The 15,153-nt window shown below is 46.1% G+C and carries 15 protein-coding genes and 2 pseudogenes; 10 read left to right on the forward strand and 7 right to left on the reverse strand.

The window, feature by feature from the left end; all coding sequences use genetic code 11:
• Positions 1-203 precede the first annotated feature (203 nt).
• Together QUA54_RS28835 and QUA54_RS28840 are read right to left on the reverse strand one after the other, a co-directional pair.
• Positions 204-806 (reverse strand): 2OG-Fe(II) oxygenase, encoded by a 603-nt coding sequence (locus tag QUA54_RS28835; RefSeq protein WP_333417865.1) that lies wholly within the window; start codon positions 804-806, stop codon positions 204-206.
• Positions 807-918: 112 nt separating this feature from the next.
• The gene (locus QUA54_RS28840) at positions 919-2,523 is read right to left on the reverse strand and encodes an alkaline phosphatase D family protein (RefSeq protein WP_333203333.1); all 1,605 of its coding nucleotides are present in this window, start codon (positions 2,521-2,523) and stop codon (positions 919-921) included.
• An 820-nt stretch (positions 2,524-3,343) separates the two neighbouring features.
• On the opposite strand from QUA54_RS28840, the pseudogene QUA54_RS28845 reads away from it, so the two are divergent.
• The 5 genes and pseudogenes from QUA54_RS28845 to QUA54_RS28865 form a co-directional block, all read left to right on the forward strand.
• Positions 3,344-3,688 (forward strand): annotated as a pseudogene (locus QUA54_RS28845) (alpha-glucosidase); the annotation flags it as partial.
• Positions 3,689-3,707: 19 nt separating this feature from the next.
• A complete protein-coding gene (locus tag QUA54_RS28850) occupies positions 3,708-3,866 on the forward strand; it encodes a hypothetical protein (RefSeq protein WP_333417877.1) in 159 nt (52 codons plus the stop codon).
• 60 nt (positions 3,867-3,926) lie between these two features.
• Positions 3,927-5,177: pseudogene (locus QUA54_RS28855) on the forward strand (TIM-barrel domain-containing protein); the annotation flags it as partial.
• 114 nt (positions 5,178-5,291) lie between these two features.
• The gene (locus QUA54_RS28860) at positions 5,292-5,543 is read left to right on the forward strand and encodes a DUF5110 domain-containing protein (RefSeq protein ID WP_333417875.1); all 252 of its coding nucleotides are present in this window, start codon (positions 5,292-5,294) and stop codon (positions 5,541-5,543) included.
• Between the two features lie 319 nt (positions 5,544-5,862).
• Positions 5,863-7,728 carry an ABC transporter ATP-binding protein gene (locus QUA54_RS28865; protein ID WP_333417867.1) on the forward strand — a complete coding sequence of 622 codons (1,866 nt, stop codon included), beginning with the start codon at positions 5,863-5,865 and terminating at the stop codon, positions 7,726-7,728.
• 46 nt (positions 7,729-7,774) lie between these two features.
• Here the strand turns inward: QUA54_RS28865 and QUA54_RS28870 are convergent, their stop codons facing one another.
• Entirely contained in the window at positions 7,775-8,194 is a 420-nt protein-coding gene (locus tag QUA54_RS28870; RefSeq protein WP_172187549.1) for a hypothetical protein, read from the reverse strand.
• Between the two features lie 290 nt (positions 8,195-8,484).
• On the opposite strand from QUA54_RS28870, the gene gnd reads away from it, so the two are divergent.
• The gene (gene gnd, locus QUA54_RS28875) at positions 8,485-9,939 is read left to right on the forward strand and encodes a decarboxylating NADP(+)-dependent phosphogluconate dehydrogenase (RefSeq protein ID WP_333187829.1); all 1,455 of its coding nucleotides are present in this window, start codon (positions 8,485-8,487) and stop codon (positions 9,937-9,939) included.
• Between the two features lie 31 nt (positions 9,940-9,970).
• Here gnd and QUA54_RS28880 read toward each other — a convergent pair whose 3' ends face one another.
• On the reverse strand, positions 9,971-10,228 hold the full coding sequence (locus QUA54_RS28880) for a hypothetical protein (protein WP_333417869.1): 258 nt from the start codon (positions 10,226-10,228) through the stop codon (positions 9,971-9,973).
• Positions 10,229-10,631: 403 nt separating this feature from the next.
• On the opposite strand from QUA54_RS28880, the gene QUA54_RS28885 reads away from it, so the two are divergent.
• A complete protein-coding gene (locus QUA54_RS28885; RefSeq protein WP_333417871.1) occupies positions 10,632-11,195 on the forward strand; it encodes a restriction endonuclease in 564 nt (187 codons plus the stop codon).
• 267 nt (positions 11,196-11,462) lie between these two features.
• Positions 11,463-11,876 (forward strand): alternative ribosome rescue aminoacyl-tRNA hydrolase ArfB, encoded by a 414-nt coding sequence (gene arfB / locus QUA54_RS28890; RefSeq protein ID WP_333028167.1) that lies wholly within the window; start codon positions 11,463-11,465, stop codon positions 11,874-11,876.
• Between the two features lie 39 nt (positions 11,877-11,915).
• On the opposite strand, the gene QUA54_RS28895 is transcribed toward arfB, so the two are convergent.
• The 3 genes from QUA54_RS28895 to QUA54_RS28905 all read right to left on the reverse strand — a co-directional run bounded on the left by QUA54_RS28895 (position 11,916) and on the right by QUA54_RS28905 (position 13,286).
• The gene (locus QUA54_RS28895) at positions 11,916-12,185 is read right to left on the reverse strand and encodes a helix-turn-helix transcriptional regulator (RefSeq protein WP_333028169.1); all 270 of its coding nucleotides are present in this window, start codon (positions 12,183-12,185) and stop codon (positions 11,916-11,918) included.
• A gap of 235 nt (positions 12,186-12,420) precedes the next feature.
• Positions 12,421-12,720 carry a helix-turn-helix transcriptional regulator gene (locus QUA54_RS28900; RefSeq protein ID WP_333160548.1) on the reverse strand — a complete coding sequence of 100 codons (300 nt, stop codon included), beginning with the start codon at positions 12,718-12,720 and terminating at the stop codon, positions 12,421-12,423.
• A gap of 293 nt (positions 12,721-13,013) precedes the next feature.
• Complete coding sequence (locus QUA54_RS28905; RefSeq protein ID WP_333417873.1) at positions 13,014-13,286, reverse strand: helix-turn-helix transcriptional regulator; 273 nt, start codon at positions 13,284-13,286, stop codon at positions 13,014-13,016.
• Between the two features lie 356 nt (positions 13,287-13,642).
• On the opposite strand from QUA54_RS28905, the gene QUA54_RS28910 reads away from it, so the two are divergent.
• On the forward strand, positions 13,643-14,641 hold the full coding sequence (locus QUA54_RS28910) for a hypothetical protein (protein ID WP_333187837.1): 999 nt from the start codon (positions 13,643-13,645) through the stop codon (positions 14,639-14,641).
• 7 nt (positions 14,642-14,648) lie between these two features.
• Positions 14,649-14,810, forward strand: a complete 162-nt coding sequence (locus QUA54_RS28915) for a hypothetical protein (protein WP_242728623.1) — start codon at positions 14,649-14,651, stop codon at positions 14,808-14,810.
• Positions 14,811-15,153: the final 343 nt, after the last annotated feature.

The raw sequence follows: 15,153 nt of genomic DNA on the forward strand, positions 1-15,153 counted from the left end.
CTGAAATTAAAGAATTGGCAACGACTAATGAACTAAGGGTTTAGTTCACTGCCCTACAGTTGCATTCTTTTTTTACTGGTATAAACAAGCGCCCAACATATAGCTGGGTATTTAAGTTTCTTTTGTAAGTAGTCTGACAGTAATTCCTTCTTGGCAAGACATTTTCATAGTCAAAAATGCTGTTTTTTTGGATATAATAAACATTACTTGCTTTTGGCTTTTACGGCCCTAGACTCCACTGTGAATCCTGGAATATCTTGCAGTTCTGTTTCGCTCAAACTGTACTGTTCGCAAACCAAACTCAAACGAGTTCCGGTACTTTTAACAGCGTTGACAGAGTGAGTCAAATCTCCTTGAAAATAGACCAGCGAGTTCGCTTGCGGCTTAATCTGCCCGACTTGCTGTTTGTTGCGCCGCAGTATCAATTCTCCCCCTTGCAAGTTCGGCGGCACTTGCACGTACAAAACGCTTACGGCTGCGGGAGGTTCAACAGTTTTGCAGTACGATCGCAAAGATCTATCGATATGCGGATCGACGCGGGAACCTTCACCCAGCAACAGGGGGTTGAGGTAGAAAGCATTGCATTCAGGCTGTAATGCTTGGTCTAAATAGGGTTTGAACAAGGGAAAACGCCGTTCTACTTCGGCGATTTCCGCACGTTGAAACACCACGGAAAACCCTTTTGTGCCAATGAAATCGCGATTGAGATTGTTGATTGCTAGATAAGGGGATGCTAGAATTGCTCCTCGCAAGTCGTTGAGGTAGTCGATCGAGAAAGCGTTAGGATGTTGGCTATAGTATTTCAAGGCACTCAAAAATAATCAAAGTTTAAGGAAACAGCAGATAGAGATGCAGCAATCGCTCAGACTTGGGATTGCTTCGTTCGGGGCAATGATCTAATAATGTTTAGAAGCAGTTTTAAACCTCCGGCGGCAAGTCCACGCTGTAGAGAATTTTGCCTTCAAGGTTGTGCAGCGCCACAGTCATCACCTGACTATCGCCATTAATTTTAACCGTACCAAAGAACTGAAAACCTTTTGTAGGAGGTAGATTTTCTACTTCAGGCAGTGACAAACTTTGGAACTTAACAAGGGGACCAAAAGTATTATCAAGCTTATTTGGTCCGTAAGTTCCAGCGTGAAGCGGCCCGGCAACAAACTCCCAAAACGGTTTAAAATCAGTGAATTGAGCTTGACCGGGATCGTAGTAGTGCGCGGCAGCATAATGCACGTCAGCGGTCAGCCAAACGACATTTTGGATATTGTTTTGCTGGATAAAGCGCAACAATTGGGCAAGTTCTAGTTCGCGTCCTAATGCAGGACCATCTCCATTGGCGAGGTTCTCAAATTTGCCGCTGTCTTTGCCATCTTCAATCACCAATCCGACTGGCATATCGCTAGCAATTACTTTCCACCTTGCCTTTGAATTCTGCAATTTGTTCTTTAACCAGCTAACTTGGGCATTACCCAAAAACGCTGTTTCTTCACTTGCTGCTGTCTGACGGTTGGTAGTGTTTAGTCCTCGGTAGCTACGCATATCCAGCATAAAAATTTCCAGGGAAGAACCGTAATTAAAGGAACGGTAAATCCGTTCTGGGTCGTTGGCATCGAAGCGCATCGGCGTATACTCCATAAATGCTTGCTTGCCTCGCGCTGCCAGTAAAGAACTGCTTTTGACTTTATAGCGGTCATCGCTCATTAGCATCTCGCCGGGATACCAGTTGTTTGTAGTTTCGTGGTCATCCCACTGAACTAGCTGAGGCACTTCGGCGTTGAAGCGCCGGATGTTATTGTCTAGCAGGTTGTAGATGTAATTTCCGCGAAACTCTGTTAAGGTTTCAGCTACTTTTGACTTTTCTTCTGTTGTAATGTTTTTCCAGATGCTACCGTCGTCAAGTTTTACCTCAGATTTAATCGGACTATCTGCATAGATGTAATCGCCAGAATGAATGAAGAAGTCTGGCTTAAGCTGTCTGATAGTTTCATAGATTTTCATGCCGCCCCATTCAGAATTGATACCCCAACCCTGTCCGGCGGTGTCTCCCGACCAGGCAAAAAAGATGTCGCGCTTGCTGTTTGGAGGTGTGCGGAAACTCCCCGTAACGGGGGCGCTGTAGATGTTTGGATCGGCTAAATTCTGGAAGCTGACTCGGTAGAATATTTGCCGGTCGGCTGGTAGGTCAATCAGGTTAATACGCGCCGTGTAATCGCTAGTTTCCAATGCTGCAGGTCCGATGATGCGCTGCACGTTGCCGAAGGAGTCGGCGGTGTCATATTCGACTATCATCCGGGAGGAGCGATCGCACCGACTCCAAATCACGGCACTGTTGCCGGTAATATCACCGCTAGCAACACCGTATGGAATGCTGGGGCGCATCCGATCCGACGTGATAATTGCCGGTGCAGAAGATTGTGCTAACCCAGATTTCGATCGCAGGTTTGCGACAACTATACCGCTACCTGCAATTGCCGAACCGAGTAGAAAATGGCGGCGGCTGAGTTGGTCTTTTTTTTTACCTTTCATGGGTACCCTCATCTTTAAAAATATCGAGACTGTACTTCTGCTAATTTGTGATGTACGCAACAATCAGCAAATTCACCGCTGTTCCTGAGACGCCTCGAACTGTGAGGAGGAAAACAACTCCCACAGACAAAGGCAGGTTTTATATCAAGTTTTAGTGTACCCAAAATAAAGGTAGCAGGCGATCGATGAAAAAGCAACCATCTCGACCGCAAAAGCACGATATTAACCATGTGTCTTCGCTTTTTCCTCTGCTAGTGCTTTCGCTCAACCAGCAGCAGCTTCCAAAGAATCATATAAACCTTGACTAGCTACTTTGTTCTGAACATCCAATGGGATTAAACCTGATTCATTAAATAATTAGGCTACCACGAAATTTTGTAGCAACAGTTGATCGGAGTGAGATAACTTTTTGAGGAGGGGTAAAATTTCGGTAACAGGCATAAGTTAAAGGTTTAATAAACTTAGGTAACATTTATTTTAGATTCTTTAGCTCTCACCTTTACAATACTCCCAGGCGATCGGGTTAATCAGGCGGTGGATCGGACGGATCAGAGATATTGAGGTTTTGCTCCATGAGATAGATCGTTGTAGTTCAGCCTTTTGTCAGATGACAACCCTTAACTCGTGAAAGCAAAATCGATAATATTTCTAGTCAGAGTGTATGCCACAATACTTCGGAAAACTTCAAAGAACCGAACAGCCTTGGTCAACAATCGGTTCGGTAGAATCCATAAATAAAACCGATCGCACAATTCACTTTAATTGCGGCGAAACTTCCCTAAACATCAGCATCCTCGCACCGAATTTAATCCGAGTGCGAATGTCCCCGACAGGTGAATTTAACAGCCGATCGCACTCAATAACTGTCCCTGACGAAGAGTGGGAAATTACACCATTTGAAGTGCGAGAAACAGACGAAAAAATAGAAATTGAAACAGCACAAATAAAGATTTCAGTCAAGCGATCTAGTGCTGCAATCGAGTGCTTTGACAAATCGGGAAAACCATTTGCTAGCGACTGCGATCCCAGTATGGGATGGCGAACCGGCGCAACGGCAGGCTGGAAACGCATTGAAGCAGACGAACACTTCTACGGTTTCGGCCAACGCACCGGCTTTCTCGACAAACTCTCCGAAGTCAAGACAAACTGGACAATAGACGCGCTTGACTACAATTCCCTCAGCGATGAAATGTACCAGGCGAGCCCATTTATATATCGGCTTGAATCCCGATCGCGCTTACGGCATTTTCTTCAACACGACATTTTGGAGTCAATTCGACATCGGCGCCGAAAAACCGGGGGTTTTGCGGATGGAAACCAGAGGCCCGGAACTCGACTACTAGATTATTTACGGCCCGGAACCCGCCCAAATTCTCGCCACCTACACGCAGTTAACCGGCCGGATGCCGCTTCCGCCAAAATGGGCGCTGGGATACCACCAATGCCGCTGGAGCTACGAATCCGAGGACGTTGTGCGGGAGTTGGCGCAGGAATTTCGCGATCGGGCGATTCCCTGCGATGTCATCCACCTCGACATCGACTATATGGACGGCTACCGCATTTTTACCTGGAGCCCGAAGCGTTTCCCCGATCCCGCGAAACTGATCGCAGACTTGAAAGCAGCCGGTTTTAAGGTTGTCACCATTGTCGATCCCGGTGTCAAGTACGAACCGGAAGGAGATTATGAAGTATTCGATCGGGGTGTGGAAAACGACTATTTCGTCCGCACCGCAGAGGGAAGGCTATTCCACGGTTACGTTTGGCCCGAAAAAGCGGTGTTTCCCGATTTCCTGCGGCCAGAGGTGCGCCAGTGGTGGGGCGAATTGCACAAAAACCTTACAGATATGGGTGTTGCGGGGATTTGGAACGACATGAACGAACCTTCGATCGCCGAACGGCCTTTTGGTGACGGCGGCGAACACATCAGCTTTCCTCTGGATGCACCGCAAGGCCCGGAATCCGATCGCGCTACCCACGCCCAAACGCACAATTTGTATGGGTTAATGATGGCGAAAGCTTGTGCTGAGGGGTTGCAAAAAGTGCGATCCTCTTCGAGGGCTTAGCTAACGAACGAGCGATCTTTTGTGCTGACGCGATCGGGTTTTGCGGGCGTTCAGCGTTACTCCTCGGTATGGATGGGCGACAATCAATCGCTGTGGGATCATTTAGAAATGTCGATGCCGATGCTTTGCAATATGGGGCTTTCCGGCGTGGCGTTTGTTGGTTGCGACATCGGCGGTTTTGCGGAGAATGCAACCGCCGAAATGTTCGCGCGGTGGATGCAGGTGGGGATGCTGTATCCCTTGATGCGCGGTCATTCGGCGATTAGTACGGCGCAGCACGAACCGTGGGTTTTTGGCGATCGCACTGAGAAGATTTGCCGCGAATACATCAATTTGCGCTATCAGTTGTTGCCTTACATTTACACGTTGTTTTGGGAAGCTGCAACGACGGGAACACCGATTTTGCGACCGCTACTATATCAATTTCCGCGCGATCGGGCAACTTATCATCTTTACGATCGAGTATTACTCGGCCCGTCGCTGATGGCTGCACCTGTTTATCGGCCGGGAGTTGAACACCGCGCCGTGTATTTGCCGGAGGGGACTTGGTACGATTGGTGGACGGGCGAATGCTATCAGGGCCCGACGCACATTTTAGCCCATGCGCCTTTGGAGACAATGCCGCTTTACGTGCGGGGCGGGGGCATAATTGCGATCGCACCTGTGAGACAATTTGTGAGCGAAGAACCGCTTGAGTCATTAAAAATGCGAATTTGGCCCGGAAGCGGTGAATGGACGCTTTATGAGGACGACGGACACAGTTTTGAACACCAAAAAGGTGTCTGGGCTACGACTAATTACAAGGTGTATTTGGAAGGGGAAAAAATCATCGTTGAAATTGCCGCGCGCGAGGGTCAATTTTTGATATCAGAACGCGAAGTTATTGTGGAAGTTGTTGGCGTTGGCGAACAGCGATTTACAGATGATGGTACGGTGCGGCGTTTGACATTTGGGTAGTTTGATATTTGCAGCTTTCCCACTAACCCGCCGGGGGTTAAAACCCCCGTCTCACAGCTCAAGTCCACTTAAGTGGACTGAAGAAACAGCCTAGCAGACTTGATGTAAATCCTGTACATATTGAGAGGCACTCCTGTTCAAACGAAGCTAACCAACTCAAATTCTAAATATTAACCAATAGTCCTCTTTAGAGGACTTTAGATATGAGACAGGGATTTAAATCCCTGGCGGCCTAATTGTTAGCGAACTATATTACTTGACGACTACTGTTATAATACAGCAGGAGGAGATGAACAAATAAAATTATTGCGATTGAATTATGCAACCTATCCAAATTACCACATTCCAAGCTCTGTGGCGCAGCTTGGGCCTGATAATCAAAGCCGCACCAATTGAACTCCGCAATTTAATATTACTCAACATCATCGGCGGTGCTGCCCCCTCTGCCGTGCTATTTTTAGATAAATTAATCATTGATGAAGTATCTCGGTTGCTGTCGCAAACCCAAACATCACAGCCCTTTGCTTTGATGCTTTCCCGGCCAATATTGCTGTGGAGTATTGGCGGAGTCTTAAGTCTCAAGTTAGTCGGTGATGCCCTAGACACAATGAACTCTTTTGTGGCGACATCTTTGCGCGATCGCGTTCAAGGCTTTGTCGAAGGAAAAGTCCTGGAAAAAGTCGCCAATTTCGACGATATTGCCCTGTTTGAAAACCCCGAACTATTAAATATAGTAGAACTCGCAAAAAGCGGAGTATCCAAAATACAGCAACTAGCCTTTACCATCAGCATGACAATCACGGGAATTTTTATATTTATTCCATCGATAGGCCTTGCTGCTGCAATAGCTTGGTGGGTGCCATTGCTGATGTTAATCTCCTCATCTCCCTCAATTTATACCCAAAGAAAATATAGCAGAATCATCTGGAGAGTTCAAAGAAAGCAAGCTAAAATCAGCCGCGAAATGAACTTATCCGCTAGAGTCTTGACGGACGAAGAATATGCTAAAGAATTGCGTTTGTTTGGCTTGCAAGAACTTTGGCTCAAACGCTGGCAGGGTCAGTTTTTGCAATTTTTTAGCGATATGCAGCAAATCCGAAAAAAAGGAGCTTTTGTTGTACTTTTCTGGTCGATGTTTAGTAGAATCGGAGTGGCTTTGCCATTTATTTATGTAGTAATGGGAGCTTTGGGTGGCCGGTATACTTTGGGCGATTTAGCACTCTATTCTGGTTTGATTGTCCAAGTAAAGCAAAGTTTGCAGATGCTGATTAGCACTTCTACTAATTTGTACGATATCTCTCTCAGCGTTAGTCCGATTTTTCAACTGTTGGAACTCAAACCCGAGTTGCAGTCTCCGCTTGTGGATGTGGCATCTCGCCTGCCTAGTTTACCTGAGGGCAGCAAAGATTCTGACGTGACGAAAGATAAAATTGGCATCGAGATTAAGCATCTATCTTTTTGCTATCCCGGTAGCAATAAAAGCACGGTTGAAGATATCAACTTAACGATTAATCCGGGTGAAATGCTAGTGCTTGTTGGTGAAAATGGCGCGGGTAAAACAACTCTTGGCAAACTCCTCGGTCGCCTGTACGACCCGACAAGTGGTACGATCGCCTGGAACGGCAAAGATTTGCGATCGTACTCTCTAGCATACGTGCGATCGCGCATCGCCGTCGTTATGCAAGATTACGCCCGTTTCCCCTCCACAGTTCGCGAAAACGTCGGTTTCGGCGAGTTGCTTTCACTGTCGGATGACAGCGCAATTAACGAAGCTATTTCCGAAGCAGGGATTGCAGCTAAAGTCAACAGTTTAGATCAAGGTTTAGAAACACCGCTGGGGAAACAATTAGAAGACGGCATAGACTTATCGGGGGGACAGTGGCAAAGAATTGCGATCGCCCGCGCCTTAATGCGGCTTGACACAGCCGAAGTGCTAATTTTTGACGAACCAACCGCCGCCCTCGACCCCAAGACAGAACACGAAATTTACAGCATCTTCCGCCAAATAGCCGCCGGGAAAACAACAATAGTCATCAGTCACAGATTGGGATTAGCAAAAATTGCCGATCGTATCGCCGTCATGGAAAATGGTAAAATAGCAGAAATAGGAACTCACGACGAATTGATAGCATCAAACGGAATTTACTGCTCAATGTTCACCCGTCAAGCTAGCAGCTATATTTAGTCAACAGTCAACAGTCAACAGTTAACTGTTAACTCTCAACTGTTGACTATCTGCCCGTCAACGTATCCGCATAAGGATCGGGCAAAGCTTGCTGCACTTCAAGCGACAAAGAATCTCCAGTCAACGGTTGGCTAATCAAATTTTTTTTTACCCCATCACCCCGGCGATCGCGCTCTTGCAACTTCAGCAATTCCTCTTGATAAAGAGCAACAATTCGCCCTAAACTCACCACCAGATCATCCCAATTATCATCTCCTACCAACTTCTCAGAAATTCCCTCAAATAACTCTCCCGCTTGCCTTTTTTGAACATAAGCTTTCAACAGCTTTCCCGACTTTTGCAAAACTGCCTGATAAATTTCCCCATCTGACCACCACAACCCCTGTTGACTCAGCAGCCAAGTCAAAATATACTCGCGAGCGTGTTGCTCCTTCACCCAGGCCGCGAGATACTGCAAATCTTCCATAGTTACAGTCTCCTAAATCTTGCTCAAAATGTCCGCTTGTTTGTATCTACCGTTACTGCGATCGACTGAATATCTGCTTTATTATCACCCGCCGAGCTCTTTAATATCCCTTAAATCTTAAAAAAACCCTACTGATTTACCAAACAGCAATTCTTAGAATATAAAAATAAACCTAAACCTCCTCGGTCTATTGTCCAATACTTTTAGTCCACCGGAAAGCGGTACACCCCGCCTCGCTTTCCTCTCTCGCAAATCTATCCTCAAGCGGGAACAACCAGCGGGTTATTAGCATGACAAAGCAAAATTTTGGTTTAATCGGTCTAGCAGTGATGGGCGAGAACCTAGCGCTCAACGTCGAAAGCAGAGGTTTCTCCGTGGCTGTGTACAACCGCACAGCAGCCAAAACCGACGACTTCATGGCCCTGCGCGCCCCCGGCAAGAACATTGTAGGCACCAAGACTCTGACAGAATTCGTCGATGCCCTAGAAACCCCGCGCCGAATTTTAGTCATGGTGCAAGCTGGGAAACCCGTAGATGCGGTCATCGACCAGCTCAAACCCATGCTGTCACCGGGCGACATGATTATTGACGGCGGCAACTCGCTATACGACGACACCGAACGCCGCACCAAAGATTTAGAATCGATCGGACTGGGATTTGTCGGCATGGGCATCAGCGGCGGCGAAGAAGGCGCGCTCAACGGTGCTAGTTTGATGCCCGGCGGCACCCGCACTGCTTACGGTCTACTAGAGCCAATTCTCACCAAAATTGCGGCTCAAGTAGATGACGGCCCCTGCGTCACATTCATCGGCCCCGGCGGCGCCGGTCACTACGTGAAGATGGTTCACAACGGCATTGAGTACGGGGATATGCAGCTCATTGCTGAAGCCTACGATTTGCTCAAAAACGTTGGTGGATTGGACGGCAAGCAGTTGCAGGAAGTTTTTGCCGAATGGAATACCACAGACGAACTCAACTCGTTTTTGATTGAAATTACGGCTAATATTTTCAAGTACATTGACCCGGAAACTAAGCATCCCTTAGTTGAGGTAATTATGGACGCAGCCGGTCAGAAAGGCACCGGCCGCTGGACTGTAATGAGTGCTTTGGAATTGGGCGTGAGCATTCCGACAATTATTGCTGCTGTGAATGCCAGAATCATGTCTTCTTATAAAGCAGAGCGCGTCAAAGCTTCCCAAGAACTAACTGGGCCTAGCGCTAAGTATGAAGGCGATACTAAAGAGTTTGTCAACAAAGTTCGGGATGCGCTTTACTGCTCGAAGATTTGCTCCTACGCGCAAGGCATGGCGCTGTTGAGTGCGGCCTCGAAGTCGTACAACTATGACTTAAGTTTGAGCGAAATTTCCAGAATTTGGAAAGGTGGCTGCATCATTCGGGCTGGATTTTTGGACAAGATTAAAAAAGCTTTCAAGGACGATCCCGCGCTGCCGAATTTGCTGTTAGCGCCGGAGTTCAAACAGAGCATTCTCGATCGCCAATCAGCTTGGCGGGAGGTGTTGGCTACTGCTAGCACGCTGGGGATTGCAGTACCAGCCTTTAGCGCGTCGCTGGACTATTTCGACAGCTACCGGCGCGAAAGATTGCCGCAAAACCTCACGCAAGCTCAGCGTGATTATTTCGGGGCTCACACCTACGAACGCACCGACAAACCGCGCGGCGAATTCTTCCACTCTGAGTGGACGCAGACTGCTAAAGAGTCGCTGCAAACAGGTACTACGGACTAATTAATTTTGGTAGGGTGCGTTTCGGCGCACCTTACGAATTGATCTGGGGTTGCAAATTGTTTTGACGTTTGTTTTGGAGATAGGTTTTAATATATTCGTCGTTAAAGAGCGATCGGGCGATCGTGAGTGCTTCTTGTCTTTCTTCGTCTGTCATGTAATCATCGCCTTTTAAACCTGATGGCGGGTGTCGAGGATCGCCACCTGCATCGAGGAATCGCTGACGTGCGATCGCCATTAATTCTCCTAATCTGCGGTCTTGTTCTCGAATGATATCATGCGGTTTCGTCATAGTCTTCAAGTTCGTCTATACGAACAACCTCGCCACTTTGTAGTATAGCAGCTCTTGGTAAAACTCGACTAGGGGTTTCGATGTACCAAAAGCCCTTTTCTTCATCATATATTCTCCAGATCAGCAAGTCGAGAGTTTCCAGGGCATTGATAATTAAGTATTGGACTCCTGATGATTGCATAGGTCGATGTGTAGTTGAGCCTGTTGGCTATTTTATCACCCATTACTGACAGGATTTTCAGTTATCATTGATTGTATCCTTGCACCTATTATCAATTCTCAAAAATTCAGGTTTTTCGTAGATAATCAGTAATTAAGATCACAATGTGCTTGTGATTTTGGTAAATAAATATACTGAGGAAATCTGGTATAATAAATAATCCTTTTAAATAAATGTAATTTTATGTGGCCTTTTATAGTAGGAGGCGCTGCCGTTGCCGTTGCTATTGCGAAATCGGTAGTTGATAGATGGAAAGAAGAAGAGAAAGAAGAAGAGAAAAAAGAAGAAGAGGAAAAAAAACGTTGGGAAGAACAGATAAAACGTTGGGAAGAAGAGCAAAAACGTTTAGAAGAAGAGGAAAAAAAACGTTTATTAGACAGTGGAATTTTGGAAGTAGATGAAATGACAGGAAAAGAGTTTGAAAGATTTCTAGATGTCCATTTTAGAAACTTTGGTTATGGTGTTACTTTAACTCAAGATAGTCAAGATTATGGGGCGGATTTAATTTTATACAAAGATGGCTCAAAAACCGTGGTTCAAGCGAAAAGAAGCAAAAATCCAGTTGGTATTAAAGCAGTTCAAGAAGTAGCAGGAGCAGTCAGACATTACAAAGGAAATAAAGGAAGAGTCATCACCAACAACAGATTTACCGAAAATGCTTACAACCTTGCTGAATCTAACGACATAGAGTTATGGGATAGAAAAAGACTCATCGAATTCATCCTGACAGCTAAGAAGTGTAAATAAGATCGATTCCGGTGGCACTCATCCCGGAATTGTTGACTGTTTACTGTTAGTAGTCAAAAAATAGCAACGGAGAGGACACGGCAGTGCCGTTTCCCTACCCCAAAATAATCGCTTGCGCTCGCACCAGATGCAACCATCCCCCGATTAATTGTAGGGACACGGCACTGCCGTGTCCAGATTGTGCGTAATATCCTGTTCCCTAACTACAGTAAGTTATATATAAAAGATGCACTGCTTTCTCAGTATCTTTAATTTCACTTATTCATCATGTTACAAATTTCTAATACTGTGTTCATTCCAGATGGCGAAATCGAGATTAGTGCGATTCGCTCTCAAGGCGCGGGGGGACAAAATGTAAATAAGGTAGCGAGTGCGATTCACTTGCGCTTTGATATCCCAGCTTCCTCATTGCCCGATCGCTACAAGCAGCGTTTGTTGCAAATCAACGACCAGCGCATCACCTCCGAAGGTGTGATTGTCATCAAAGCCCAGGAACACCGCAGCCAGGAACAAAACCGGGAGGAGGCTTTGAGACGGCTGCAAGAACTGATTAAAAGTGCGATCGTCATACCGAAAAGGCGCAAACCCAGCAAAGCAACTCGTAGTTCCCAGCGCAAGCGTCTCGACAGCAAAACCAAGCGAGGGCAGATTAAAGCTCTGAGAGCGAAAATTACGGATTGATCGATGAAAGGTCGATCGGGCTTTTTGAGTTTTTAGTTGTCAGTCGGGATTTGGTGGGCCTAAGTCGTCAGGTAAATCGTTAAGCGTTTTTCCCAAAGCTTTGCAAAGAGCTTTCATTTGAGCAATGGTCAGTTCGGGTTCGTCTAATCCTCGTTCCCATTTGCTAATGGCTTGCTGAGTTAGCGTTTTTGTGCGGGTTTTGTCGGGAATTTGTTTTGCTAAGGCGGATTGCGATAAACCAACAGCCTCCCGCAAGATTTGCAGTGCTGGTATATCTTTGGACTCTTGAGTTTGTTTCTTTCGGGGCATATCATAGCAAATTCACAACCAAAGTTGTTGACAAATCGGTTAAATACAACTAAGGTTGTTTAAGAGAGAGACAACACAAAGGCGACTGCTTTAGCCGGACGGTGGAAACGCTTTGGTTTAGCGAGCTGCCTTATTTGTAGTTTCTACCCATTATGCCTGCATAGCCAAGCCTATTTTCCGAGCTTGGGTGCATGACTCAAACCCGTTTCCCTAGACATTTCCGAACCCCTGCGGGTTAGTTGTCGTTCTGCGAGGGCGATCGACTTGGTAAGTCATCGGGAATTTTAGTTACATCTAATCCTAAAAGCTCAAACATAGTTTTTAGAGAAACCTGGTACAGGTTAGCCAGTGCAGCTACGTTTTCAACAGTTGGCATGGACTTTCCTGATTCCCAGTCAGCTTGCATCCGCTCAGAAACGCCGATATGTTGTTTGACTTGAGGGCGGGTTAGCCCAGCTTGTTCTCTCAGAAGCCTTAATGGAGACTTCTCCTTTTCTTGCAAATTTTCTTCCACAGTGCATGAAGTTTGTTTCATGAAGCTAACCTCTTGACTTGGTTGTTTTGATGAAGTACACTTCATGTAGAGCCACCCAAAAAAAGGCGGCCGGGCGAGCCTACTTTCGTCAAAATGCAGGTTTGAAGAACCGCCTTACTTGTAGTCTCTATCAATTGTGCTTGCATACCCAAGCGTATTTTCGGGGGTTGGGCGCATACCTCAAGCCTATTTTCCTCAAGCCCGAGGAGGTGATGCCATGTAAAATGTCGATCGACCTCACAGGACAGTTTAAAATTGTATCAAATATCAAGACCATGATTTAGCTCTGTTTGTTAGCTGCCCCTCGGGGGTACGTAATCATCAACAAGCCCTGAAACATCTAGCCCGATCGAGTGACAGAACTGTTTCAAGCTAATATTTAGGGCTGTACAGATGGCTATTGCAGTATCAACTCTGGGTTTTTGTTTTCTTTTTTCTATTGAATACAAAGTATCTTCAGAGACTTTCCCCGTCAGTTGCTGGCTAAGCTCTCGGCGACTAAAGCCCCTGCATTCTCTAATTTCTGCAAGGCTCATTTCGTATAAATCCCGTACTTCTTGATTCATGGTGCAGAATATTTCGTAGTTTACCCTTAACAAAAGCAGTAAGTCTGACTAAACTACGAATAAGGACATAGCAAAGCGGTTGGGCGAGCCTCCTTTCGTCAAAATGCAGGTTTGAAGAACCGCCTTAGTTGTAGTGTCAATCAATTGTGCTTGCATACCCAAGCGTATTTTTGGGGGTTGGGCGCATACCTCAAGCCTCTGTTTCTCAACGCCGAGGAGGTGATGCCATTTAAAAGGTCGATCGACCTCACAGGAGTGCCCAGCTCAAAATTGTATCAAAGATCCAGACCAAAACTTCTACTTTGCGATCGCACAACTTCCGTGCTATCGTGCCCTTTCTCGAACCATTCCAGATAATGTCCACATCAATTGACAACTTCTACCTAGGCGATGTCGCCTCCAACTTTCACTTTGCAGGCCCGCTGCTAGACTTTGAAGAAGAAATCCAGAATCAATCTCCCTTTCACGATTTAGACTACCTGACAGGCGAAATTAAAAGGGGATTCCTAGACTACGTGCGTCAAGGAATCATGCTGGACGCGATCCGAAAACTGCGATTGTACAAACACAAGTTCAAAACTTTTAAAAGTTACTGCGAACAAGCATTAGGCCGACAGTATTTTTACTGCACGCAAATTATCAAATCTGCTGGCATTTGCCTGCGCTTAATTAAAGCCGGATTTGAGATTTTGCCGAGCTGCGTTGCTCAAGTTGTCCCTTTGTTCAAACACGCAATCACCGACCAATACGGCGACAGTCCTTTACAGGAAAAGTGGCAAGAAGTTGTTGATGTCATACCAAAAGAAAGAATTACGGCAGTAACTATTGCCGAAACTGTTGACAACAATCCCAACCTCCGGCTCAAACAAATTCGGATTAAAACCGACACTTACGCCCTTTTAACGAAAAAAGCAGCCGCAGCCGGACTGTCAATTTCGGAATTTTTGGCAAGGTTGGTTGACGAATACAATCCGAGAAATTTAGAGCAGCCAGCGGAACATACTCCCGAACAAGAGGAGATTTTAGACCAATTAGACGCGGAGTTTAAGAAGCCGGCAACGGAACAGACTTCAACTTCTGCCCAAGGAAAAGTTAAGTCTAAAGGTTTTGGAGTCAAAATTGAGCCTAAAGGTGGTAAAAGGGAAGTAAAGGCGAAAAGTTCGGAAGGGGAAGTAAAGGCGAAAAGTTCGGAAGGTGAAGTTAAGTTGAAAAATCGGCAAACTGAAATCAAAGCCGAGAAACAGTCGAATTCATTTAAAGAGAAAAATCATGAAGTCATCTGCCCAAAATCCAATCATGCGTCAACTGAAATTAATGGAGGTTCAACTGAACGAAATTCAGTGCCACCTTATTAAAGCCACTGTGTTGAATTGGTGGCAAATAGTTTTGCCTGACGGACAGAAGATTGCGATCGAGCACGCGGGCGGCGGACACTGGATTTTTCGGGCTAACGGGCTTGAGAAATCTCATCCAGAAGTGCGGCTAGCGGTGTTAAGGGCGATCGCCCAAGGCTGTCGCAGGTAAGTTATCAGGGGGTTTTTCCCTTGACGCATCAAGTGTTACGGGTAAGGACACGGTTCAGTACCGTGTCCCGGAAGGGACTGGTGGACTGCAGGTGTGGTGGGCAATCGGATTTGAGATGATTTGGGGATGCAGGGGGGCGATCGACATTAGTTGCGTTTACTGTCGCAATTTCCCAACTGTGGGGCAAAGTTTAAGGTTCCCGCGTTGTGGGCCCTGGGCTGGTGTCAATGATGTTTTATGGGGTTTGGGGAGATGACGGAGTATCATAAGTAGCTAGACAAAATTAATTACATAGTTTTCTCCAAATTCTTTCAGGATTTTTTCCACAGATGTAACAAAAGTT

Origin of the sequence: Microcoleus sp. MOSTC5, assembly GCF_036701825.1 — a bacterium.
In the GTDB taxonomy this organism is placed as follows: Bacteria; Cyanobacteriota; Cyanobacteriia; order Cyanobacteriales; family Microcoleaceae; genus Microcoleus; species Microcoleus asticus.